The sequence below is a fragment of the Stutzerimonas stutzeri genome (assembly GCF_018138085.1).
Lineage (GTDB): Bacteria > Pseudomonadota > Gammaproteobacteria > Pseudomonadales > Pseudomonadaceae > Stutzerimonas > Stutzerimonas stutzeri_AI.
On record NZ_CP073105.1, the window covers coordinates 1,768,079 to 1,791,249 of the forward strand.

Consider the following 23,171-nt stretch of genomic DNA (forward strand, 5'->3'; position numbering starts at 1 on the left):
TGTGCGCGCTGCGAGGCGTCAAGAAAACCGCAGCTGTTGGAGGAATGATGAGTCAGGGTATCGAATTCAATCGCTTGATGCTGGAAATGCGGGCCATGCAGACCGATGCAATGGCGCGCTCCAAGCCGGTGACCGCAGCCCCGGAGGTTGGCGCGCCGAGCTTTTCCGACATGCTCGGCCAGGCGGTCAACAAAGTGAACGAAACCCAGCAGGCTTCCAATCAAATCGCCACCGCTTTCGAGATGGGCCAGGGTGGCGTCGATCTGACCGAAGTGATGATCGCCTCGCAGAAGGCCAGTATTTCTTTCCAGGCCATGACCCAGGTGCGTAACAAGCTGGTCCAGGCGTATCAAGACATCATGCAGATGCCGGTTTAAGGCAGGGTTGAATAATGGCTGAAGCGCTTAGCAAAGTACCCGTGCCGGTCGATTCGGATGCGCCGAAGAAGCCGCTCCTGGGCCTGTCGTTCCTGGAAAACCTCTCCGAAATGTCGATGCTGCGGCAGATCGGTCTGCTGGTCGGGCTGGCTGCGAGCGTGGCCATTGGCTTTGCCGTGGTGCTCTGGTCGCAGCAGCCGGACTATCGTCCGCTGCTTGGCAGCCTCGCTGGGATGGACGCCAACCAGGTGATGGAGACCCTCGCCGCCGCGGACATTTCCTATACCGTCGAGCCCAATTCCGGCGCCTTGCTGGTCAAGGCCGACGATCTTGCCCGTGCGCGGCTGAAACTGGCCAGCGCCGGTATTGCGCCGACCGACAGCAACATCGGCTTCGAGATTCTCGACAAGGATCAGGGCCTCGGCACCAGCCAGTTCATGGAAGCGACCCGCTATCGCCGCGGTCTCGAAGGTGAGCTGGGGCGCACCATTTCCAGCCTGAACAACGTCAAGGGCGCTCGCGTGCATCTGGCGATTCCAAAAAGCTCGGTGTTCGTGCGGGACGAGCGCAAGCCCAGCGCGTCGGTACTGGTAGAGCTGTATCCGGGCCGCAGCCTCGAGCCGAGCCAGGTGATGGCGATCATCAACCTGGTCGCCACCAGCGTGCCCGAGCTGACCAAGTCGCAGATCACCGTGGTCGACCAGAAAGGCAACCTGCTGTCCGATCAGCAGGAACTGACCGAGCTGAGCATGGCCGGCAAGCAGTTCGACTACAGCCGGCGTATGGAAAGCCTCTACACCCAACGCGTGCACAATATTTTGCAGCCGGTGCTGGGCAGCGGTCGCTACAAGGCGGAGGTATCGGCCGACGTCGATTTCAGCGCCGTGGAGTCCACCTCGGAAACCTTCAATCCTGATCAACCGGCGCTACGCAGCGAGCAGAGTGTCAGCGAACAGCGCCAGAGCAGCCTCGGGCCGCAGGGCGTTCCGGGTGCGCTGAGCAACCAGCCTCCGGGCCCGGCAACCGCGCCGGAAAATGCAAAAGCCGGGCAAGCCGCTGCTGCTGGTGCCGTGGCGCCGGGGCAACCGCTGCTGGACGCCAACGGTCAGCAAATCATGGATCCGGCGACTGGCCAGCCGATGCTGGCGCCTTTCCCGGCGGACAAGCGTGAGCAGGCGACTCGCAACTACGAACTGGATCGTTCGATCAGCCACACCAAACAACAGCTGGGTCGCCTGCGCCGCCTGTCGGTGGCCGTGGTGCTCGACGATCAGGTGACGGTTTCGGCGGATGGCCAGACCACGCGAGTACCGCGTAGCGCCGAAGAATTGGCGCGCTTCACTCGCCTGGTGCAGGACGCTGTCGGTTTCGACGCCAGCCGTGGCGACAGCGTCAGCGTGATCAACGCGCCGTTCGCTACCGATTCGCTGGACGATGCGTTCGTCGATATCCCGTTCTACTCGCAACCCTGGTTCTGGGATATCGTCAAACAGGTACTCGGGGTGCTGTTCATTCTGGTGCTGGTGTTCGGTGTGCTGCGGCCTGTACTGAACAACCTGACCAATGCCGGCAAGGGCAAGGAGCTGCAACCGGTCGGTGATGCCGAGCTGGGCGACATGGACGGCGTGGATGGTGGGCTGGCCAGTGATCGGGTCAGCCTGAGCGGGCCGCAGAGCATTCTGCTGCCGAGCCCGACCGAGGGATACGATGCGCAATTGAATGCCATCAAGAATCTGGTAGCAGAAGATCCGGGCCGGGTGGCTCAGGTCGTCAAAGATTGGATCAACGCAGATGAGTGATGCTCGAGTTCCCGCCAACAAGCTGAACAAGGTCGACAAGGCCGCGATTCTCTTGCTTTCGCTGGGTGAAGCCGATGCCGCGCAGGTCCTGCGTCATTTGGGACCCAAGGAGGTCCAGAAGGTCGGGACGGCGATGGCGCAGATGCGCAACGTGCAGAAGACCCAGATCGAGCAGGTGATGAGCGAGTTCGTCGAGACGGTTGGCGACCAGACAGGCCTTGGCGTGGGCTCCGATGGCTATATTCGCAAGATGCTCACCCAGGCACTGGGCGAAGACAAGGCGGGCGGGCTGATCGACCGCATCCTGCTGGGCGGCAACACCAGCGGGCTGGATAGCCTCAAGTGGATGGAACCGCGCGCCGTGGCCGACGTGATCCGTTATGAGCACCCGCAGATCCAGGCGATCGTGGTCGCCTATCTCGATCCCGACCAGGCGGGCGAAGTGCTGTCGCATTTCGACCACAAGGTGCGGCTCGATATCGTCTTGCGCGTATCGTCGCTCAATACCGTGCAACCGGCGGCGCTCAAGGAGCTGAACCTGATCTTAGAGAAGCAGTTCTCTGGCAATGCCAACACCACGCGCGCGACGCTGGGTGGCGTCAAGCGTGCGGCGGACATCATGAACTTCCTCGACAGCTCGGTCGAAGGTCAGCTGATGGACGCCATCCGCGATGTGGACGAGGACCTGTCCTCGCAGATCGAGGACCTGATGTTCGTCTTCGACAACCTGGCCGATGTCGACGATCGGGGCATCCAGGTGCTGCTGCGTGAAGTATCCTCCGACGTCCTGGTGCTGGCGCTCAAGGGCGCCGATGAAGCTATCAAGGAAAAGATCTTCAAGAACATGTCCAAGCGTGCCGGCGAGTTGCTGCGCGACGACCTCGAAGCCAAGGGGCCGGTGCGGGTCAGCGAAGTCGAAGGCGCCCAGAAAGAAATCCTTACCATCGCCCGCCGCATGGCCGAAGCCGGAGAAATCGTGCTCGGTGGCAAGGGCGGCGAAGAAATGGTCTAGCAAGGCACTGAGAGCGAATGTCCAAGGAAAACCCAAGCGATGTGATCCGCGCGAAGGACGTCAACGTTTTCGACCGCTGGGCCTTGCCGAGTTTCGATCCGCATGGTGTCGAGCTACCGGAACCAGAGGCTGCGCACGAGCCTGCCGCCGAGCAGGAACTGTCGCGCAGCGAGGATGTTCCGGTTGAAGAAGTCAAACCGCTGACGCTCGACGAACTCGAAGCGATTCGCCAGGAAGCCTATAACGAAGGTTTCAGCACCGGTGAGAAGGACGGCTTTCATGCCGGCCAGCTCAAGGCCCGTCAGGAAGCCGATGCGACGTTGGCGCCCAAGCTTGCCAGCCTCGAAAAGCTGATGACGCAGTTGCTCGAACCCATCGCCGATCAGGATCGCAACATCGAGCACGCCATGGTCACCTTGGTCGGCCAGCTGGCGCGGGAGGTGATCCAGCGTGACCTGTTGATCGACTCCAGCCAGATTCGCCAGGTGCTGCGCGACGCGCTCAAGTTGCTTCCCATGGGCGCCAGCAACGTGCGTATTCATATCAATCCGCAGGATTTCGAGATGGTCAAGGCGCTGCGTGAGCGGCACGAAGAAACCTGGAAAATCATCGAGGACAGTGACCTGATGCCAGGGGGCTGTCGGATCGAGACCGAGCAAAGTCGGATTGACGCGAGCGTCGAGACACGTCTGGGCCAGGCCATCAGCCAGCTGTTCGAGCAGCAGCGGGAGAACGCCACCAGCCCACCCGAAGCTGATCTGCATCTAGATCTGGACACCCCCGATGCGCCTTGATCGAACCAGTTTCGCCAAACGCTTCGAAACCTATGGCGAGGCGATCAAGCTACCCAGCCAACCGATCCTCGAGGGTCGGTTGTTGCGTATGGTCGGACTGACACTGGAAGCCGAAGGGCTGCGCGCCGCAGTCGGCAGCCGTTGCCTGGTAATCAACGAAGACAGTTACCACCCGACCCAGGTCGAAGCCGAGGTCATGGGCTTCGCCAGCGGCAAGCTCTACCTGATGCCGGTCGGCAGCCTGGCCGGTATCGCCCCGGGGGCGCGTGTCGTGCCGCTGGCCAATACCGGACGCCTGCCGATGGGTACCTCGATGCTTGGACGGGTGCTCGACGGTGCCGGTCGCGCGCTGGATGGCAAGGGCGGGATGAAGGCCGAGGACTGGGTGCCGATGGACGGCCCGCTGATCAACCCGCTCAAGCGGCACCCGATCAGCGAGCCGCTCGACGTCGGCATCCGCAGCATCAACGGGCTGCTTACCGTCGGCCGCGGCCAGCGCCTCGGCCTGTTCGCCGGTACCGGTGTCGGTAAGTCGGTGTTGCTCGGCATGATGACGCGTTTCACCGAGGCCGACATCATCGTGGTCGGGCTAATCGGTGAGCGGGGCCGCGAGGTCAAGGAATTCATCGAGAACATCCTTACCGAAGAAAGCATCAAGCGCTCGGTCGTGGTTGCCTCGCCAGCCGACGATGCGCCGCTGATGCGCTTGCGTGCGGCGATGTATTGCACCCGCATCGCCGAGTATTTCCGCGACAAGGGCAAGAACGTCCTGCTCTTGATGGATTCGCTGACCCGCTTCGCCCAAGCCCAGCGTGAGATTGCCCTGGCCATCGGCGAGCCGCCAGCGACCAAGGGCTATCCGCCTTCGGTGTTCGCCAAGCTGCCAAGCTTGGTGGAGCGCGCCGGCAACGCGGAGGCGGGTGGCGGATCGATCACCGCGTTCTATACGGTGTTGTCCGAGGGGGACGATCAACAGGATCCGATCGCCGATGCTGCGCGTGGTGTGCTTGATGGGCACTTCGTGCTGTCTCGCCGCCTGGCTGAGGAGGGGCACTATCCAGCCATCGACATCGAGGCTTCCATCAGCCGGGTCATGCCACAGGTGGTCAGTGCCGAACATATGCGCAATGCCCAGCGCTTCAAACAGCTCTGGTCGCGCTTTCAACAGAGTCGCGACCTGATCAGCGTCGGTGCCTATGTACCCGGTGGCGATCCGGAGACCGACCTGGCCATCGCCCGTCAGGCGGAGATGGTGCGCTACCTGCGTCAGAGCCTGGACGAGGCCGAGCACCTGCCACAGAGCGAGGCCTTGCTGGCCGGTGTGTTCAACCCCAGGGCGGCGAGCTAACCCTTGCCGAGCAGTCGCGCTGCACGTCTGGCGCCGGTGATCGACCTGGCCGAGCGTGCCGAACGTGAATCCGCCAAGCTCTTCGGCCAGGGTCAAGCGCAGCTGTCCCAGGCCGAGGGCAAGCTCGGTGAGCTGCGCCAGTATTTCGCCGACTACCAGCAGCAATGGCTGAGCCAGGGCAGCCAGGGGGTGTCTGGTCAATGGCTGATGAACTACCAGCGTTTCCTTTCCCAGCTCGAGTCGGCGATCGCCCAGCAGCAACGCAGCGTCGATTGGCACCGCAACAATCTCGACAAGCTGCGCGAGCAATGGCAACAGCGGCGTGCGCGGCTCGATGGTTTGCGCAAACTGGTCGAACGCTATCTCCAGGAGGCACGAACGGCTGCCGACAAGCGCGAGCAAAAGATCCTCGATGAATTTTCCCAACGCCTGGCCGGTCGACCCAAACAGGATTGAAGCTTGCTGAGCCGTGCTTTGGGTGCTAAATCTTCATTAGCTCGCTTGCTATGGTGCGGCTGATCACTCAAAGCGCAGAAGCCGCGAGCTAGGCGCCTCACGCGATTCGGCAAAGTCCCTTCAGCCAGTACGGCAACCACGTCATTCGGTTTGGATCAGGAGTGCTACATGACCATCAGTTCACAGCTATCGGCAGATGGACAAGAGCTGACGATTACCATCCAGGGGCGCTTCGATTTCAACACCCATCAGGCCTTTCGCGATGCGTACCAAGGCGCAGGCAGCTCGCCTCGGCGGTATGTGGTCGACCTCAGCGGGGCGACCTACCTGGACAGCTCCGCCCTGGGCATGTTGCTGTTGCTGCGTGATCACGGAGGCAGTGACAAGGCCGACATACGCCTGATCAATTGCAGTCCCGACGTACGAAAGGTGCTTTCGATCTCGAATTTCGAACAATTGTTCGCGATCGCCTGATGCCTGGTCGGCTCTCCATACTCATCGCCGAGGATGGTGCGGCCGACCGCATGCTGTTGGCCGCCATCGTCGGGCGGCAGGGGCATCGGGTGACCACTGCGGCCAACGGTGCCGAAGCGGTACGGCAATTCGAGCTCGAGCGGCCCCAGTTGGTGTTGATGGATGCCCTGATGCCGGTCATGGACGGCTTCGAGGCCGCGCGGCGAATCAAGGGACTGGCTGGCAACGAGCTGGTGCCGATCATCTTTCTCACTTCGCTGACTGAGAACGAGGCGCTGGTACGCTGCCTTGAAGCCGGCGGCGACGACTTCATCGCCAAACCATACAACCCGATCATTCTCGAAGCGAAGATTCAAGCCATGCACCGCTTGCGCCGGTTGCAGGCCACGGTTCTGGAACAGCGCGATCTGATCGCACGACGCAATCTGCAATTGCTCGACGAGCAGCGCGCGGCCAAGAGTATTTTCGACAAGGTGGCACATGCGGGCTGCCTGGATGCACCCAACATCCGCTACCGCCAGTCGCCCCGGGCGCTATTCAACGGTGATCTGCTGCTCGCCGCCGAGGCGCCTGCCGGTCGCATGTTCGTGCTGCTGGGCGATTTCACCGGCCATGGGCTTCCCGCGGCGATCGGCGCGATGCCGCTGGCCGAGACCTTCTATGGAATGACCGCCAAGGGCTATACGAGCAACGAGATCCTGCGTGAGATCAATGCCAAGCTGAAGTTCATCCTGCCGGTCGAGATGTTCTGCTGCGCGGCCTTGCTGGATATCAATCTCAGGCAGGGCGTGTTGCGGGTATGGAACGGAGGGTTGCCGGACGGCTATCTGCTCAAGGGCGCGGCCGGTCGCCGAGTGGCGTTGCCTTCCAGGCATTTGCCGCTCGGGATACTCGAGGCGTCCGCATTCGACGATGGCTTCGAAACCTTTCCACTGGCCATTGGCGATCGGCTGCTGCTCCTGTCGGACGGGATTCTCGAAAGCTCCAACGCCGATGACGAGCTGTTCGGCGAGCAACGGTTGCTGGCGCTGCTGGATGCCAACGACGACCCGTCGATGCTGTTCGACGAAGTGCAGCAGGCGCTACTCGCGTTCAACGGTCAAATGCTTGACGATTCGAGCCTTGTCGAAGTGTCCATGGTCGGGGACACGGCGTCGGGCTGGCATTCACAGCCGGACGCCCGCTCGCCAGGCACGGGTTCGCAGCGGCCGAGGGACTGGTCGGTCGGTTTCGATCTGCGTCCGAGCAGTCTGCGTACCGCCAATCCCTTGCCGATGACCATGCAGCTGCTGCTGCAGATCGCTCCTCTGCGTCACCGGGCCGGGACCATTTACGCCGTATTGACCGAGCTTTACGCCAATGCCCTCGAGCACGGCGTGCTGTTGCTCGATTCAGCCTGGAAATGCGATGCCGAAGGCTTCTCCCTGTATTACCAGGAACGTCAGCGGCGGCTCGATGCGCTCGACGAAGGCTTCGTTTCCATCGATCTGAGCGTCAAGTCGGAAGGGGAGGCGGGGCATCTGCGCATCGGTGTGCGCGACAGCGGCCCCGGGTTTGACGTGCAGCGGACGCTGGACAAGCAGTATTGCGCCGAATGCCTGGGCGGGCGGGGCCTGCGCATGATTCGGCAGATGAGCGATCGCTTTTACTGGCAGCCGGACGGCAAGCTTCTGAACGTGGAGTTCCATTGGGCCGGTCGTGCATAATCGGCCCACTTTCCAGCCAGGAGCCGACCCGTGGTCGACCACCTCGACAACCGCGTGCTGATGACCCTTCAGGACGTCATGGAGGGCGAATACCCGGTACTGCTGGATACCTTTCTCACGGATTCGGAGGAACGGCTACGCCTGTTGCAGAACGGCTGTATGCGCGGTGACGCGGAGGATCTGCGCCAGGCTGCGCACAGCTTCAAAGGCAGTTGCAGCAACATGGGCGCTGCGTTGCTGGCGGAACTTTGTCGCCAGTTGGAGGACATCGCCCGGTTGGGGAGGCTCGCTGACGCCCCCGAACTGATCGAGCGTATCGAGCGTGAGTTCGCCATCGTCCGGATTCTCTGCCGGGCGGAACGCCAGCGCTACGGCGGGCCGGGCTGATTTTCTGACTCTACTGCATGTCACGACAGGCCAGCCGGATGGCGTGCCCGCTCGGATCCTAGCCAGATGGCCCGTTGTTTGCTTAAGCAAGCACACGTCATAACCCTGAGCGGAAAGATCCATGGCCGTTTCCCCCGATCTATTGCTTAACATCAAGGCGCCCGCCGCTGCCTCCAAGGCCGCCAACGCATCCAGCAAGTCCGCCTCTCAGCCCAGCAGGGACGAGGCTTCCAGCTTCGCCAACGTTTACGCCAAGGAGCGTCAGGCCAAACCCGCTGAGCGTCAGGATGGCGCGGCAAAGCCCGCCGCTGGCAAGAAGACTGGCGAACAACCGAGTCAGGAAACCGCCAAGGCCGACGGCAATGAACAGCCACCGGTGGCGGAGACCGGCAACGCGCTGCCAACCGAAGCCGAGCCGACCGACGACGAAGTGCTCGGCGACGAGATCGAACTCGACCCGCTGCTGCTGTTCGGCATGGGCGGGCAGGCGCCGAACGACGCGCCCTTGCCGGAAACGCCGATGCCTACAGGCAGCGATTTCGTCGTAGGCCTGGTCCAGCTACCGACAAGCGTTTCGGACGGTGAAGCAGAACCGGCGTCGGCCGGGCAGGGCTCGGCCGATATACGGCCCGCGACTCAGAACAACCCGTTGTCCGCCCTTGCCGGGGTGGAAGAGACCGCCACGGACACCCAGGAAGCGCTACCAGCGGCCTTGCTCGCCGGCGAGGTGTCGACCGACGAATCCGAGGAGCCATCCCTGGAGGAAGCGTTCGGTGAGTTGCTCGACAAGCTGGATGCGCCGAAAGAGAGCCGCAGCGGTGGCCCCGACCTGCCGGTCAACCGGCTGAATCCGTTGGCTGAGGCGATCACCCAGCAGCAACAGACCCAGCAGGTGCAGCGACCGGTCATGGTGCCCGGGCAACCGGTGCAGATGCAGCAATCCGGTTGGAGCGAGGCGGTGGTCGACCGGGTGATGTGGCTGTCCAGCCAGAACCTCAAATCTGCCGAGATCCAGCTCGATCCGGCTGAACTGGGCCGCATGGAAGTCCGCATCGATATGCACAAGGACCAGACCCAGGTGACCTTCGTCAGCCCTCATGCCGGGGTGCGTGACGCGCTGGAAGGGCAGATGCAGCGTCTGCGTGACATGTTCAGCCAGCAGGGAATGAGCATGGACGTGAACGTCTCCGACCAGTCTCGTGGCTGGCAAGGCGAGGGCGGGAGCGAGTCGCGTGGCAGGGGCACGGCTGGCGCCCTGGGCGACGGCGATGAAGAGGTCGTACAGGGGACGATGGAGATCGCCAGCAGTCGCGCCGGGGGCGATAGGGGCATGGTGGATTACTACGCCTGACGCTGGCAGCTGGCGATGGTTGGACTGGCGAAGAACCTGCGAGCATCTTCGGCCTGGCATTCAACCTGATGTCCGTTTTAGCTTTTCAGCCGGCAGGCTGGCTGGGTTCAGCGCGTGAGGCCGAGCGTAGCGCGGCGGTTATCCATCACCGCTGCTTACGCCCGGCTTTTTTATGCCCGCCCCGAGCCGAAAGGGGCGCACAATTGGCCCGCAAATCGACTCGCGGCGCATGGCGGCCGTTTACGGCGCTACTCGCCTGGCTGATACTTTGGCATAGCAGTTGCTCGTAACACATTGAAAACGGGTGAACCACCCGTAATGACGGAAATTTGGCATGGCTAAGAAACAAGGACCTCCAGACGTAGCGAGTCCCGCAGCTCCGAGCGAAGGAAAGGGCAAGCTCAAGCTGATCATTCTGATCGTGCTCGGCTTGCTGTTGGCGGTCGGGCTGTCGGTCGGTGGCACCTTTTATTTCATGTCGCGAGGCGAATCCAAGCCACCGGCCGATGAAGCGGGCGAAGACCATTCGACGCCACAGCGACAGGTGGCGGTCTACGAGGTGCTGGCACCGGCGTTCATCGTCAACTTCGCCAATGCGGGCGGGCGTCAACGTTATATGCAGGTGAGCGTGGCCCTTATGTCGCGTGATCAGGCGGCGCTCGATGCGCTCAAGGAACACATGCCGCTGCTACGCAATCAATTGGTTATGCTGTTTTCCAGCCAGGAGTTCGCCACGCTGATGACGCCGGTCGGGCAAGAGATGCTTCGGCAAAAAGCGACCGCCAGCGTCCAGGAACTGGCGCAGAAGGAAATCGGCAAGCCTGCGATCGAGCAGGTGCTGTTCACCAACTTCGTATTGCAATAGGGGGCGTGTTAGATGGCTGTTCAAGACCTGCTCTCGCAAGACGAGATCGATGCGCTCCTGCACGGGGTTGACGACGGTCTGGTCGATACCGAAAGCGATGCCGAGCCGGGCAGCATCAAAAGCTACGACCTGACCAGCCAGGACCGCATCGTCCGTGGGCGCATGCCCACGCTGGAAATGGTCAATGAACGTTTTGCCCGCTACACCCGCATCAGCATGTTCAACCTGCTGCGCCGCTCGGCCGATGTGTCCGTGGGCGGAGTACAGGTGATGAAGTTCGGCGAATACGTTCATTCGCTGTACGTCCCGACCAGCCTCAATCTGGTGAAGATCAAGCCGCTGCGCGGCACCTCGTTGTTCATTCTCGACGCCAAACTGGTATTCAAGCTGGTCGACAACTTCTTCGGTGGCGACGGCCGTCATGCCAAGATCGAGGGGCGCGAGTTCACGCCGACCGAGCTGCGTGTCGTACGGATGGTGCTGGACCAGGCCTTCGTCGATCTGAAGGAAGCCTGGCACGCGGTGCTCGACGTCAATTTCGAGTACGTGCATTCGGAGGTCAATCCGGCGCTGGCCAATATCGTCAGTCCCAGTGAAGTGGTGGTGGTGTCGACCTTCCACATCGAGCTGGAAAGCGGTGGCGGCGACTTCCACGTCACCATGCCGTACTCGATGATCGAACCGATCCGCGAAATGCTCGACGCCGGCTTCCAGTCCGATGTCAGCGATCAGGACGAGCGCTGGATCAATGCGCTTCGTGAGGACGTGCTCGACGTCAAGGTGCCGCTCAGTTCGACGGTGGTGCGCCGCCAGCTCAAGCTGCGCGACATCCTGAACATGCAGCCAGGCGACGTCATTCCGGTGGAAATGCCGGAAGACATGATCATGCGTGCCAATGGCATGCCGACCTTCAAGGTCAAGCTGGGCGCGCACAAAGGCAACCTGGCCCTGCAGGTGCTTGAATCGGTCATGCGACCTCGTTGATTCAGCTCTAACCCATTTTCAGCCGGTCGAGGATTAGCGATGGCAGACGAACACGAACATACCTCCGCAGAAGAACAGGCGCTCGCCGACGAGTGGGCATCTGCGCTTGCCGAAGCGGGCGACGCCAACCAGGACGATATCGATGCCCTGCTGAACCAGGGGCCGGCAGCGAAACCAGCGCCGCCGCGTGCGCCGCTGGAGGAATTCGGTAGCGCGCCGAAATCGGCGGGCGTACCGGCTGGGCTCGAGGGTCCGAATCTTGACGTGATTCTCGACATCCCGGTGTCGATCTCGATGGAGGTCGGCAGCACAGAGATCAGCATCCGCAACCTGCTGCAGCTCAACCAGGGCTCGGTGGTCGAGCTCGACCGCCTGGCTGGCGAGCCCCTCGATGTGCTGGTCAACGGCACACTGATCGCTCACGGCGAGGTGGTGGTGGTAAACGAGAAATTCGGCATTCGCCTGACTGATGTGATCAGTCCGAGCGAACGCATCAAGAAGTTGCGCTGAGATGCGAGCTCTGGTCTTTCTCGGCCTGTTGCTGGCCCTGCCGGCGATGGCAGCGGAGCCCGCCGCGAGCATGAGCAGCGCTGGTATGGGCGCGCAGATGAGCAAGCTGTTGCTCGGCCTGTTGCTTGTGATCGGCCTGATATTCCTGCTGGCCTGGCTATTGCGTCGCGTGCAGCAACTCAATCCGCGTGGCAATCAGGCGATCAAGCTGATTTCCAGCCATGCGCTCGGCCCGCGTGAGCGCCTGGTGCTGGTACAGGTGGGTAGCGAGCAGGTGCTGCTTGGCCTGAGCGCCGGTCGCATCGCGCCGCTGCACGTGCTGAAGGAGCCGGTGCACCTGCCGGATGCCGAGCCGGCCAGCCCGGAATTTGCCCAGCGCCTGATGGAGTTGCTTGGCAAGGACCAGAAGGACAAGCCCTGATGCTTCGATTGTTGCTGGCGGTAGTGCTGGTGTTGGCCGCTCCGTTTGCCGTGGGTCAGGACGCCGGCTCGCTGATCGCCCAGGGCGATAACCCGTTGTCGATCCCGGCCATCACGCTGAGCACCGACGCGCAGGGACAGCAGGAATACTCGGTCAGCCTGCAGATCCTGCTGATTATGACGGCGCTGAGCTTCATTCCGGCGTTCGTCATGCTGATGACGAGCTTCACGCGGATCATCATCGTTTTTTCCATCCTGCGTCAGGCGTTGGGCCTGCAGCAGACGCCCTCGAACCAGATCCTGGTCGGGCTGACGATATTCCTCACGCTGTTCATCATGGCCCCGGTGTTCGAGCGGATTAACAACGAGGCCTTGCAGCCCTACCTGAACGAGCAACTGTCGGCGCCCGATGCGATCGCCCGGGCCGAGGTGCCGCTCAAAGGCTTCATGCTGGCGCAGACGCGCGAGAGCGACCTGGAGCTGTTCGTGCGGCTGTCGCGGCGCACCGATATCCAGACGCCGGACGCGGCGCCGCTGACGATCCTGGTGCCGGCCTTCGTCACCTCCGAACTGAAGACGGCCTTCCAGATCGGTTTCATGATCTTCATCCCGTTCCTGATCATCGACATGGTGGTCGCCAGTGTGCTGATGGCCATGGGCATGATGATGCTTTCGCCGCTGATCATTTCGCTGCCGTTCAAGATCATGCTGTTCGTGCTGGTTGACGGCTGGGGGTTGATCATCGGTACGCTCGCCAGCAGTTTCGGCACGCTGTAGTCCTGAGGGGAGAACGCGCATGACGCCCGAGGTTGCCGTTGATCTGTTCCGCGAGGCGCTGTGGATGACCGCGATGATCGTCGGCGTGCTGGTAGTACCTAGCCTGCTGGTCGGCCTGGTAGTCGCCATGTTCCAGGCGGCCACCCAAATCAACGAACAAACCCTGAGTTTTCTGCCGCGTCTGCTGATCATGTTGATGACGCTGATCTGGGCCGGGCCTTGGCTGGTGCGTGAGCTGATGGAGTACACCCAGAACCTGATCCAGAACATCCCGTTGATCATCGGCTGAACATGACGATCGCGGCCTGCTGTCGGGCGACACCCAGTGCTTGAGTTCAGCGATGCGCAGATCGGCGCATGGGTTGGGCAGTTCCTGCTGCCGCTGTTCCGCATCGCGGCGCTGTTGATGAGCATGCCGCTGATCGGTACCCAGCTGGTACCGATGCGCGTGCGGCTGTATCTGGCCGTCGCGATTGCCGTGGTGGTCGTGCCGGGCCTGCCTCCGGTCCCGGTGGTCGAGGCGTTGAGTGCCCAGGCGCTGGTGCTGATCGCCGAACAGATCCTGATCGGGGTGATGCTGGGCTTCGTGCTACAACTGTTCTTTCACGTGTTCATCGTCTCCGGCCAGATGCTGGCAATGCAAATGGGCCTGGGCTTCGCCTCGATGGTCGACCCGGCCAACGGCGTCTCGGTACCGGTGATCGGCCAGTTCTTCAATATGCTGGTGATCCTCCTGTTCCTGGCCATGAACGGGCATCTGGTGGTGCTGGAAATCCTCACGGAGAGCTTCACCACCTTGCCCATCGGGGGCTGGCTGGTCGGCACCAATCATTTCTGGGAAGTGGCCGGCAAGCTGGGCTGGGTGCTGGGCGCCGGTCTGCTGCTAGTGCTGCCGGCAATCACCGCGTTGCTGGTGGTGAACCTGGCCTTTGGCCTGATGACGCGGGCGGCGCCACAACTGAATATCTTCTCCATCGGCTTTCCGTTGACCCTGGTGCTCGGCCTGATCATCGTCTGGATCGGCATGGCCGACATCCTGGCCCAGTACCAGACCTTCGTCAGCGAGGCGCTGGCAATGCTGCGCGAATTGATCGGGCTGCGCTGATGCAGTCGCTCTCCATACGGCGTTCGGAGGCCATGCATGGCTGAAAGCGAAAGCGGTGCCGACAAAAGCGAGGAACCCACGGAGAAACGTCTCCGAGAATCTCGCGAGAAAGGTCAGTTGGCCCGCTCCCGTGAACTGAACACGGTGGCGGTGACATTGGGCGGTATCGGCGGGTTGCTGGCTTCCGGCGGTAGCCTGGCCGGCAGCCTGATGGCCATCATGCAGGGTAGCTTCGACCTGAGCCGCGAGACGCTGCTGGATGAAGGGGCGATGGTCCGGCTCCTGATGAGCAGCGGCATGATCGCACTGGAAGCCATCATGCCGCTGCTGATCGTGTTGCTACTCGTCTCCATCATAGGGCCGATCTCGCTGGGTGGCTGGCTGTTCTCGGCCAAGGCGATGGCGCCCAAGTTCAGCCGGATGAATCCGGGGCCCGGTCTCAAGCGAATGTTCTCGACCAAGGCGCTGGTTGAGTTGCTCAAGGCGCTAGGCAAGTTCCTCGTCGTGCTGCTGGTGGCCCTGGCGGTGCTCGGCGCTTACGAAGACGACCTGCTTTCGATCGCCAAGCAGCCTCTGGATCTGGCCATCATGCACAGCGTCAACGTGGTGGGTTGGTGTGCGCTGTGGATGGCCTGCGGGCTGATCCTGATCGCGGCGGTGGACGTGCCGTTCCAGCTCTGGGACAACAAGCAGAAACTGATGATGACCAAGCAGGAAGTCCGCGACGAATACAAGGACAGCGAGGGCAAGCCGGAGGTTAAATCGCGGATTCGTCAGTTGCAGCGCGATGCCGCCCAGCGCCGGATGATGCAGGCGGTACCGGAGGCCGACGTGGTCATCACCAACCCGACCCACTTCGCCGTCGCGTTGAAATATGACGGAAGCAAGGGCGGCGCGCCGATGCTGGTGGCCAAGGGAGGCGACTTCGTTGCGCTGAAGATTCGCGAGATCGCCAACGAACACAAGGTGACCGTGCTCGAATCCCCGGCGCTGGCGCGGGCGGTGTATTACTCCACCGAACTGGATCAGGAAATCCCGGCCGGGTTGTACCTCGCCGTGGCGCAGGTACTGGCCTATGTCTATCAATTGCGCCAATACCGATCCGGCAAAGGCAAACGTCCTGATCCGCTGGGCAATCTACCGATTCCGCCGGATCTACGGCGGGATGAATAGCTGAGAAACCGAAAAAAGCGCTGGAGGCTGGAGGTTAAGCCTGTTGGAGACGCGCCCCGCGGCGAACTCGGGCTTGCGGCCCGCTGAAAAGCCAAAAGCTTCGCCCCGGGCCGGGCCTCCCACAAAGACGCGATGGGTGGGGCTTTACTAGAATGGGCGTTGCCTGAGCCTGTCACAGGCGCGCCCCGCGGCGAATGCGGGCTTGCGGCCCGCTGAAAATCCAAAAGCTTCGCCCCGGGTCGGGCCTCCCACAAAGACGCGATACGTGAGGCTTTACTCCGAGATGGGTCGAAGCCTGAGCCTGTTGGAGGCGCGCCCCGCGGCGGACTCGGGCTTGCTAGCCGCTGAAGAGCCAAAAGCTTCGCCCCGGGTCGGGCCTCCTACAAAAAAAGCAGTGCGTCAGGCTTTGCTCCTTGGTCGAAGCTGTTTCCAGCCTCCAGCCTCCAGCCTCCAGCCTCCAGCCTCCAGCCTCCAGCCTCCAGCTGCTCTTATTCGATCACCCCGCAGGCTACCCGCGCGCCGCCGCCGCCCAGGGGCTGTGGATGGTCGGAGTGGTTGTCACCGCCCTTGTGGACCATCAAGGCAAGCCCCTTGATATCACCGAGGCTCTTCAGGCGGGGCGCCAAAACCGGCTGGTTGGCTTTGCCGTCGCTGTCGACCATCAGCGCCGGGAGGTCGCCCATGTGACCCTCGCCCCAGGGCTCGCCATGTTTGCCGGTGTTCTTCGGATCCCAGTGGCCGCCCGCGGCGCCGGCGGCGATGGTTTCGCCATCCTTTTGCGCCGGTTCGCAGCTGCCCTTGGCGTGGATATGGAAACCATGCGCGCCGGACTCCAGGCCGGACAGGTCGGGGCGGAACACCAGTCCGTACTGGCTGCTCTCGATCTTGACCGTGCCGACGGACTCGCCGATGCCTTCGGCCGTTACCGCCTTGACCGGCACGCTGAGGGTTTCGGCTTGCAGGCCTATGGCCGTGCAACCGGCGAGGGCTGCGATGATCCACTGTTTCATGGCAAGACTCCTGTAAGGTAAAAATTCAATGCCGCAAGGGCATCGCTTCGATGTGTCGCCTTCCAAGCGATGCCACTTGGGTGAGACTGCGCGGTTCCCGGTCGGTTCGTGCAGCCGCTCTGCCTCCGGCGTTCGGCTGCGAGGCGGCCAGTCGCGAAGTTGGACCCCTTCTTGCTATAGCCCCGGCAGGGCGCGTTTTTGCGTCAATTCTTTGTTCTGTTCTGTCGGGGTCTTCGTGGATCGCACGCAACTCATCAATATTCGCAATGGCCTGACGGGCGCAGGTCGCGGCAACCTGGGCGTGCCGCTGCTGCTGCTGGTGATGATGGGCATGATGATGCTGTCGGTGCCGCCGTTCCTGCTGGACCTGCTGTTCACCTTCAACATTGCCTTGTCGATCGTCGTGCTGCTGGTCAGCGTCTATGCGCTGCGGCCGCTGGATTTCGCCGTATTCCCGACGATCCTGCTGGTGGCGACGCTGATGCGGCTGGCCCTGAACGTCGCTTCGACGCGCGTGGTGCTGATTCACGGGCACGACGGCGGATCGGCCGCGGGCCACGTGATCGAGGCATTCGGCAACGTGGTGATCGGCGGTAACTACGTCGTCGGTATCGTCGTGTTCGCGATCCTGATGATCATCAACTTCGTCGTGGTCACCAAGGGTGCCGGGCGAATCTCCGAAGTCAGCGCGCGCTTCACCCTGGATGCCATGCCCGGCAAGCAGATGGCCATCGACGCCGACCTCAACGCCGGCCTTATCGATCAGGCCGAAGCCAAGGTGCGGCGGGTCGAAGTGGCTTCCGAGGCGGATTTCTACGGCTCGATGGACGGTGCCAGCAAGTTCGTGCGTGGTGACGCGATCGCCGGCCTGCTGATCCTGTTCATCAACCTCATTGGCGGTGTCGCCATCGGCATGGCCCAGCACGGCATGAGCTTCAGCGAGGCCGGCCAGGTCTATGCGCTGCTGACCATCGGTGACGGCCTGGTGGCGCAGATACCGTCGCTGCTGCTTTCGACCTCCGCAGCCATCATGGTGACCCGTGTCACCAGCTCCGAGGACATGGGCCAGCAGGTCAACCGGCAGATGTTCGCCTCGCCCAAGGCGCTGGCCGTGTCCGCCGCCATCATGATCGCCATGGGCCTGGTGCCTGGCATGCCGCACATGTCCTTCCTTGGGCTCGGCGGCATTGCCGCTGGCGGCGCTTACTGGATCTGGCACCGGCAAAAGCAGGTCAAGCAGCAGGCCGAGCAGGAAGTGCAGAAACAGCAGGAGACGCTGCCCGCCACCCGCGCCGCGGAAACCAAGGAGCTGGGCTGGGATGACGTGACGCCGGTGGATATGGTCGGCCTGGAAGTCGGTTATCGCCTGATTCCGCTGGTCGATCGTAACCAGGGTGGACAGCTGCTGGCGCGGATCAAGGGTGTACGCAAGAAGCTGTCGCAGGACCTTGGCTTCCTGATGCCGTCGGTGCATATCCGCGACAACCTCGATCTGCTGCCCAACGCCTATCGCCTGACGCTGATGGGCGTGAGCCTCGCCGAGGCCGAGGTGTATCCGGACCGTGAGCTGGCGATCAATCCCGGTCAGGTATTCGGCCCGCTCAACGGCATCGCCGCCAAGGATCCGGCGTTCGGTCTGGAGGCGGTCTGGATCGAAGCCAGTCAGCGCGATCAGGCGCAGTCTCTCGGCTATACCGTGGTCGATGCCAGCACGGTGGTCGCCACTCACCTCAACCAGGTACTGCACAAGCACGCTCACGAGTTGCTCGGCCACGAAGAGGTCCAGCAGCTGATGCAATTGCTGGCCAAGAGTTCGCCCAAGCTTGCCGAGGAACTGGTGCCGGGGATGATCTCGCTGTCGACGTTGCTCAAGGTGCTGCAGGCGCTGCTGCAGGAGCAGGTGCCGGTGCGTGACATTCGCACCATCGCCGAGGCGATCGCGAACGTGGCGACCAAGAGTCAAGATCCCGCCGCGATGGTCGCCGCTGTCCGCGTTGCGCTGTCCCGCGCAATCGTGCAAAACGTTGTGGGGCTTGAGCCGCAGCTGCCTGTCATCACGCTGGAGCCAAGGTTGGAACAGATATTGCTCAACAGTTTGCAGAAGGCAGGACAAGGCTCGGAAGATGGCATTCTCCTCGAGCCGGGAATGGCCGAAAAGTTGCAACGTTCTCTGGTAGAAGCGGCACAGCGTCAAGAAATGATGGGTAAGCCGGCGATATTGCTGGTGGCAGGTCCGGTCCGCGCGATGCTTTCGCGTTTCGCCCGACTCGCCGTACCGAACATTCATGTCCTGGCCTATCAGGAAATACCAGACAACAAGCAGGTCACCATCGTCTCTACGGTGGGTCAGAATTAACCGAGGGTTATAGGCCATGCAGGTCAAACGTTTCTTCGCAGCCGACATGCGTATCGCCATGAAGATGATTCGTGACGAGTTGGGCGCTGATGCCGTGATCACGGGCAACCGCCGCGTTGCCGGCGGCGTTGAACTGACCGCTGTGCTCGATTACCCGATGGAGCCGGTGGCGCCCAAGCAGCCGAATGCGGCGCTGGAAGCGGAGCTGCGCAAGACTCAGGCGCGTATCGCCGACGCCCATGCCGAATTGAGCGCACCGTCGCGGGCTCAGCCGAGCAAGGATCGCCAACTGCTTGACGAGAAGCCTGCCGCCATCGCCCAGCCCAAGCCGGCTGCCGCTCCGGTCGCTGCCGACTCGCGAGCGATGGAAGCCATGCAGTCCGAACTGCAGGGGCTGCGTGAGCTGATCGAAATGCAGCTCGGCTCGATCGCCTGGGGACACGAGCAGAACCGTCGTCCGCAGCAGGCCAATCTCTGGCGCCGCTTGCAGCGCATCGGCCTGCCGGCCGAGTTGTCGCGCACCCTGCTGGAAAAGGTCGCTGCCGTGTCCGAGCCGCGCCAGGCCTGGCGCATGCTGTTGGCGCACCTGGCACAAGCGATCAAGGTCACCAAAGAGGAACCGTTGGAAGAGGGCGGTATCATTGCGCTGGTCGGCCCGGCCGGTGCCGGCAAGACCACGACCCTGGCCAAGCTTGCTGCACGCTACGTACTCAAGCACGGCGCGCAGAGCATCGCATTGGCGAGCATGGACAACTATCGTATCGGCGCTCAGGAGCAACTGAACACCTTGGGACGTATCCTTAACGTGCCGGTCATCCAGATCGATCCCAGCCAGCCGTTGAGCAAGACGCTCGCACCGATGGCCCGCAAGCGCCTGATCCTCATCGATACGGCGGGCTTGCCGGCAGGTGATCCGATGATGCGCGCGCAGCTCAAGGCACTGGCCGATCGCGGTATCCGGTCGAAGAACTACCTGGTATTGCCAGCGACCAGCCAGAGCCAGGTGCTCAAGGCGACCTGGCACAACTACCGGCCTTGCGGACTGGCGGGCTGCATTCTGACTAAACTGGACGAGGCCGGAAGCCTGGGAGACGTGCTGGGCCTGAGCATCAGCCAGCATTTGCCGATCGCCTACCTCGCCGACGGGCCGCGTATTCCGGAGGATCTGCATCTGCCGCGCAGCCATCAGTTGGTCAGCCGCGCGGTAAGCCTGCAATCGGAGGACAATCCCAGCGAGGAAACCATGGCTGACATGTTCTCCGGTCTGTACAACGGTGCTTCACGGCGGGTTGGATGAACGCTTTGCTCCGTGCAATACACAAAGATGACGCGTTCGGGCTGAACGCATCGATGGCCCAAGGGCTCCAGCAAGAAATAGGTTTGTGAAAATGGGTATGCATCCCGTACAGGTTATTGCAGTGACCGGCGGCAAAGGCGGCGTTGGCAAGACCAACGTGTCGGTCAATCTATCGCTGGCCCTGGCCGAACTCGGTCGCCGGGTCGTGTTGCTCGATGCCGACCTTGGCTTGGCCAACGTCGATGTACTGCTGGGGTTGACGGCCAAGCGTACGCTGGCCGACGTCGTGGCGGGCGAGTGCGACCTGCGCGATGTGATGATTCAGGGGCCAGGCGGCATTCGCGTGGTACCCGCGGCGTCGGGCACCCAGAGCATGGTGCAGTTGTCTACCCTTCAACATTCGGGGCTGATTCAGGCGTTCAGCGATATCGGCAACGATATCGACGTGCTGATCATCGACACCGCAGCCGGCATCGGCGACGGCGTGGTCAGCTTCGTCCGCGCCGCGCAGGAGGTACTTCTGGTCGTGACCGACGAGCCTACTTCTATCACCGATGCCTATGCATTGATCAAGCTGCTCAATCGCGACTATGGCATCAGCCGCTTCCGGGTGCTGGCCAACATGGCGCATGCGCCGCAGGAAGGTCGCAACCTGTTCGCCAAGTTGTCCAAGGTGACCGAGCGCTTCCTTGACGTGGCGTTGCAGTACGTCGGCGCCATCCCCTACGACGAGGCGGTGCGCAAGGCGGTACAGAAACAGCGCGCCGTCTATGAGGCCTATCCGCGAGCCAAGTGCTCGCTGGCGTTCAAGGCCATTGCTCAGAAAGTCGATACCTGGCCGCTGCCGGCTACGCCGCGCGGCCATCTAGAGTTCTTTGTGGAGCGCCTGGTCAGGCCCGCCGCAGATTCCAACGAACGATAGCGGCTGGACTCGGTATGTATAATAGCAAAGCTCAGGCAAAAGACTCGCAATACCAGCTCATCGATCAGTATGCGCCGCTGGTCAAGCGTATCGCTTATCACCTGCTGGCACGCTTGCCCGCGAGCGTGCAGGTCGACGACCTCATGCAGGCCGGCATGATCGGTCTGCTCGAAGCGTCAAAAAAATACGATGCCGGCAAGGGCGCCAGCTTCGAGACCTACGCAGGCATCCGCATTCGCGGCGCCATGCTCGACGAGGTCCGCAAGGGCGATTGGGCGCCGCGTTCCGTGCACCGTAACTCGCGCATGGTCAGCGAGGCGATTCGGGCCATCGAGGCCAGAACCGGACGCGACGCTAAAGATCAGGAAGTTGCGGCCGAACTTAAATTGAGTCTCGATGATTACTACGGCATTCTGGGCGACACCCTGGGCAGCCGTCTGTTCAGCTTCGATGATCTGCTGACCGAAGGCGAGCACGGGGAGTTCGAGGAGGATGCCGCCAGTGCCCACCCGGAGCCGTCCCGCGATCTTGAAGACGAGCGTTTTCAACAAGCGTTGGCCGAGGCGATCAGCAGCCTGCCCGAGCGTGAGAAGCTGGTGCTTTCGCTGTATTACGACGAAGAGTTGAACTTGAAGGAAATCGGCCAAGTGCTGGGGGTCAGCGAATCGCGGGTGAGCCAGCTGCACAGTCAGTGCGCGGCGCGTCTGCGGGCTCGTCTCGGCGAGTGGCGTGCCCGTTAGCGGGCGGTTCGCAAGCAATTTCATTTTAGAGGCCGCTTACGAGCTTCATTCATGAGGCCCGCAACAGACCGTGAGCAGGTTCTGGGATTTACGGAGGTGTACTTGGACAAGAACATGAAAATCCTCATCGTCGATGACTTTTCGACCATGAGACGGATCATCAAGAACCTCTTGCGCGATCTGGGCTTCACTAACACCGCCGAAGCGGATGACGGCACCACGGCGTTGCCGATGCTGAAAAGCGGTAGTTTCGATTTCCTGGTTACCGACTGGAACATGCCGGGCATGAGCGGTATCGATCTGTTGCGCGCCGTGCGCGCCGATGAGCGCCTCAAGCATCTTCCGGTATTGATGGTGACCGCCGAAGCCAAGCGCGACCAGATCATCGAGGCCGCGCAGGCCGGCGTTAACGGATACGTGGTCAAGCCATTCACGGCTCAAGTGCTCAAAGAGAAGATCGAAAAGATCTTCGAGCGCGTCAACGGCTGATGCAGTAACGCCGCGAGGGCACTATGACGCAAGCAGACCAAAGCCTGGCGGAGTTCGAAGCGACTCTGCGGGCTCATGCACCCCAATTGATCGAAAGTCTGCAACAGGGCCGCTTCGAAGAAGCCACGCAACTGTTCAACGAGCTCAATCAGGCGCGCAACCATGGCCTCTATCAGGAGGTCGGCAAACTAACCCGTGAACTGCACAACGCCATCGTTAAGCTGGAGATGGACACCTGCGCCACGGGCGGCGATCCGTCACCGATCACCGACGCCACCGATCGTCTCTCTTACGTCGTGGAAATGACCGAGAAAGCGGCCAATCGCACCATGGACCTGGTCGAAGAATCGGCGCCGCTGGTGAACTACGTCAGCTATGAAGCCCAGAGCCTGACTGCCGACTGGCAGCGCTTCATGCGCCGCGACATGAATGCCGAACAGTTCCGCGATCTGGTCAAGCGTATCGATCAGTTTCTCCAGCGCAGCATGAACGATGGCAGCCAGCTGTCGCAGAACCTCAGCGAGATCATGCTCGCCCAGGATTTCCAGGACCTTACCGGCCAGGTGATCAAAAGAGTGACCCGGCTCATTACAGAGCTCGAAAGTAACCTGCTTAATCTGGTGCTGATGGCAGGGCAGGTCGACCGGGTCGCGGGGATTCAGCACGACCGCGATGCGATGCGCGCCGAGCAGGAAAAGAAAAAACAGGAAAAAGCGCCTTCCAACGGTGAAGGTCCGCAGATGCATGCCGATATACGTGAGGATGTCGTATCCGGGCAAGACGATGTCGATGATCTGCTTTCGAGCCTGGGCTTTTAGG

Annotated in this window: 25 protein-coding genes; 24 read left to right on the forward strand and 1 reads right to left on the reverse strand. The window is 62.0% G+C overall.

Going from position 1 to position 23,171, the window contains the following annotated elements; genetic code table 11:
- Positions 1 to 47: 47 nt before the first annotated feature.
- From fliE to flhB, 18 genes are all read left to right on the forward strand, one after another.
- Positions 48 to 377, forward strand: coding sequence for a flagellar hook-basal body complex protein FliE (gene fliE / locus KCX70_RS08250; RefSeq protein WP_021207719.1), 330 nt, complete (start codon positions 48 to 50; stop codon positions 375 to 377).
- 14 nt (positions 378 to 391) lie between these two features.
- Positions 392 to 2,176: a flagellar basal-body MS-ring/collar protein FliF gene (gene fliF / locus KCX70_RS08255; RefSeq protein WP_212619866.1), complete on the forward strand. Its 1,785-nt coding sequence runs from the start codon at positions 392 to 394 to the stop codon at positions 2,174 to 2,176.
- Positions 2,169 to 3,188, forward strand: coding sequence for a flagellar motor switch protein FliG (fliG, locus tag KCX70_RS08260; protein WP_021207721.1), 1,020 nt, complete (start codon positions 2,169 to 2,171; stop codon positions 3,186 to 3,188). The genes fliF and fliG overlap by 8 nt, the downstream gene beginning before the upstream one ends.
- Before the next feature lie 17 nt (positions 3,189 to 3,205).
- On the forward strand, positions 3,206 to 3,982 hold the full coding sequence (fliH, locus tag KCX70_RS08265; protein ID WP_212619867.1) for a flagellar assembly protein FliH: 777 nt from the start codon (positions 3,206 to 3,208) through the stop codon (positions 3,980 to 3,982).
- Complete coding sequence (gene fliI / locus KCX70_RS08270; protein WP_021207723.1) at positions 3,972 to 5,330, forward strand: flagellar protein export ATPase FliI; 1,359 nt, start codon at positions 3,972 to 3,974, stop codon at positions 5,328 to 5,330. The genes fliH and fliI overlap by 11 nt, the downstream gene beginning before the upstream one ends.
- Before the next feature lie 3 nt (positions 5,331 to 5,333).
- Complete coding sequence (gene fliJ / locus KCX70_RS08275; protein ID WP_021207724.1) at positions 5,334 to 5,786, forward strand: flagellar export protein FliJ; 453 nt, start codon at positions 5,334 to 5,336, stop codon at positions 5,784 to 5,786.
- Between the two features lie 168 nt (positions 5,787 to 5,954).
- Complete coding sequence (locus KCX70_RS08280) at positions 5,955 to 6,260, forward strand: STAS domain-containing protein (RefSeq protein WP_021207725.1); 306 nt, start codon at positions 5,955 to 5,957, stop codon at positions 6,258 to 6,260.
- Positions 6,260 to 7,966 carry an ATP-binding SpoIIE family protein phosphatase gene (locus KCX70_RS08285; RefSeq protein ID WP_212619868.1) on the forward strand — a complete coding sequence of 569 codons (1,707 nt, stop codon included), beginning with the start codon at positions 6,260 to 6,262 and terminating at the stop codon, positions 7,964 to 7,966. The genes KCX70_RS08280 and KCX70_RS08285 overlap by 1 nt, the downstream gene beginning before the upstream one ends.
- 60 nt (positions 7,967 to 8,026) lie before the next feature.
- Positions 8,027 to 8,353 (forward strand): Hpt domain-containing protein, encoded by a 327-nt coding sequence (locus tag KCX70_RS08290; protein ID WP_102851501.1) that lies wholly within the window; start codon positions 8,027 to 8,029, stop codon positions 8,351 to 8,353.
- 121 nt (positions 8,354 to 8,474) lie between these two features.
- Positions 8,475 to 9,704, forward strand: a complete 1,230-nt coding sequence (locus tag KCX70_RS08295) for a flagellar hook-length control protein FliK (RefSeq protein ID WP_212619869.1) — start codon at positions 8,475 to 8,477, stop codon at positions 9,702 to 9,704.
- 334 nt (positions 9,705 to 10,038) lie between these two features.
- Positions 10,039 to 10,569 carry a flagellar basal body-associated protein FliL gene (gene fliL, locus KCX70_RS08300; protein ID WP_212619870.1) on the forward strand — a complete coding sequence of 177 codons (531 nt, stop codon included), beginning with the start codon at positions 10,039 to 10,041 and terminating at the stop codon, positions 10,567 to 10,569.
- A 12-nt stretch (positions 10,570 to 10,581) separates the two neighbouring features.
- Complete coding sequence (fliM, locus tag KCX70_RS08305) at positions 10,582 to 11,553, forward strand: flagellar motor switch protein FliM (RefSeq protein WP_021207730.1); 972 nt, start codon at positions 10,582 to 10,584, stop codon at positions 11,551 to 11,553.
- 39 nt (positions 11,554 to 11,592) lie between these two features.
- Positions 11,593 to 12,063, forward strand: a complete 471-nt coding sequence (gene fliN, locus KCX70_RS08310; RefSeq protein WP_021207731.1) for a flagellar motor switch protein FliN — start codon at positions 11,593 to 11,595, stop codon at positions 12,061 to 12,063.
- Between the two features lies 1 nt (position 12,064).
- Positions 12,065 to 12,484: a flagellar biosynthetic protein FliO gene (gene fliO, locus KCX70_RS08315; RefSeq protein WP_212619871.1), complete on the forward strand. Its 420-nt coding sequence runs from the start codon at positions 12,065 to 12,067 to the stop codon at positions 12,482 to 12,484.
- The gene (gene fliP, locus KCX70_RS08320) at positions 12,484 to 13,260 is read left to right on the forward strand and encodes a flagellar type III secretion system pore protein FliP (protein WP_021207733.1); all 777 of its coding nucleotides are present in this window, start codon (positions 12,484 to 12,486) and stop codon (positions 13,258 to 13,260) included. Before fliO ends, fliP begins: the two co-directional genes overlap by 1 nt.
- 19 nt (positions 13,261 to 13,279) lie before the next feature.
- Positions 13,280 to 13,549 (forward strand): flagellar biosynthesis protein FliQ, encoded by a 270-nt coding sequence (gene fliQ, locus KCX70_RS08325; RefSeq protein WP_021207734.1) that lies wholly within the window; start codon positions 13,280 to 13,282, stop codon positions 13,547 to 13,549.
- A gap of 36 nt (positions 13,550 to 13,585) precedes the next feature.
- Positions 13,586 to 14,365 carry a flagellar biosynthetic protein FliR gene (gene fliR / locus KCX70_RS08330; RefSeq protein WP_212619872.1) on the forward strand — a complete coding sequence of 260 codons (780 nt, stop codon included), beginning with the start codon at positions 13,586 to 13,588 and terminating at the stop codon, positions 14,363 to 14,365.
- Positions 14,366 to 14,401: 36 nt separating this feature from the next.
- Positions 14,402 to 15,538 (forward strand): flagellar biosynthesis protein FlhB, encoded by a 1,137-nt coding sequence (gene flhB, locus KCX70_RS08335; RefSeq protein ID WP_021207736.1) that lies wholly within the window; start codon positions 14,402 to 14,404, stop codon positions 15,536 to 15,538.
- A 488-nt stretch (positions 15,539 to 16,026) separates the two neighbouring features.
- On the opposite strand, the gene sodC is transcribed toward flhB, so the two are convergent.
- On the reverse strand, positions 16,027 to 16,548 hold the full coding sequence (sodC, locus tag KCX70_RS08340) for a superoxide dismutase family protein (protein ID WP_212619873.1): 522 nt from the start codon (positions 16,546 to 16,548) through the stop codon (positions 16,027 to 16,029).
- A 235-nt stretch (positions 16,549 to 16,783) separates the two neighbouring features.
- Between sodC and flhA the strand changes: the two genes are divergently transcribed.
- From flhA to KCX70_RS08370, 6 genes are all read left to right on the forward strand, one after another.
- Positions 16,784 to 18,904 carry a flagellar biosynthesis protein FlhA gene (gene flhA, locus KCX70_RS08345; protein WP_102846140.1) on the forward strand — a complete coding sequence of 707 codons (2,121 nt, stop codon included), beginning with the start codon at positions 16,784 to 16,786 and terminating at the stop codon, positions 18,902 to 18,904.
- 16 nt (positions 18,905 to 18,920) lie between these two features.
- Positions 18,921 to 20,201, forward strand: a complete 1,281-nt coding sequence (gene flhF / locus KCX70_RS08350) for a flagellar biosynthesis protein FlhF (RefSeq protein ID WP_212619874.1) — start codon at positions 18,921 to 18,923, stop codon at positions 20,199 to 20,201.
- A gap of 91 nt (positions 20,202 to 20,292) precedes the next feature.
- Entirely contained in the window at positions 20,293 to 21,123 is an 831-nt protein-coding gene (gene fleN, locus KCX70_RS08355; RefSeq protein ID WP_102846138.1) for a flagellar synthesis regulator FleN, read from the forward strand.
- Positions 21,124 to 21,137: 14 nt separating this feature from the next.
- On the forward strand, positions 21,138 to 21,863 hold the full coding sequence (gene fliA / locus KCX70_RS08360) for an RNA polymerase sigma factor FliA (RefSeq protein ID WP_102851048.1): 726 nt from the start codon (positions 21,138 to 21,140) through the stop codon (positions 21,861 to 21,863).
- A gap of 114 nt (positions 21,864 to 21,977) precedes the next feature.
- Positions 21,978 to 22,352 carry a chemotaxis response regulator CheY gene (locus KCX70_RS08365; RefSeq protein ID WP_172830728.1) on the forward strand — a complete coding sequence of 125 codons (375 nt, stop codon included), beginning with the start codon at positions 21,978 to 21,980 and terminating at the stop codon, positions 22,350 to 22,352.
- Positions 22,353 to 22,375: 23 nt separating this feature from the next.
- On the forward strand, positions 22,376 to 23,170 hold the full coding sequence (locus KCX70_RS08370; protein ID WP_102851047.1) for a protein phosphatase CheZ: 795 nt from the start codon (positions 22,376 to 22,378) through the stop codon (positions 23,168 to 23,170).
- Position 23,171 lies beyond the last annotated feature (1 nt).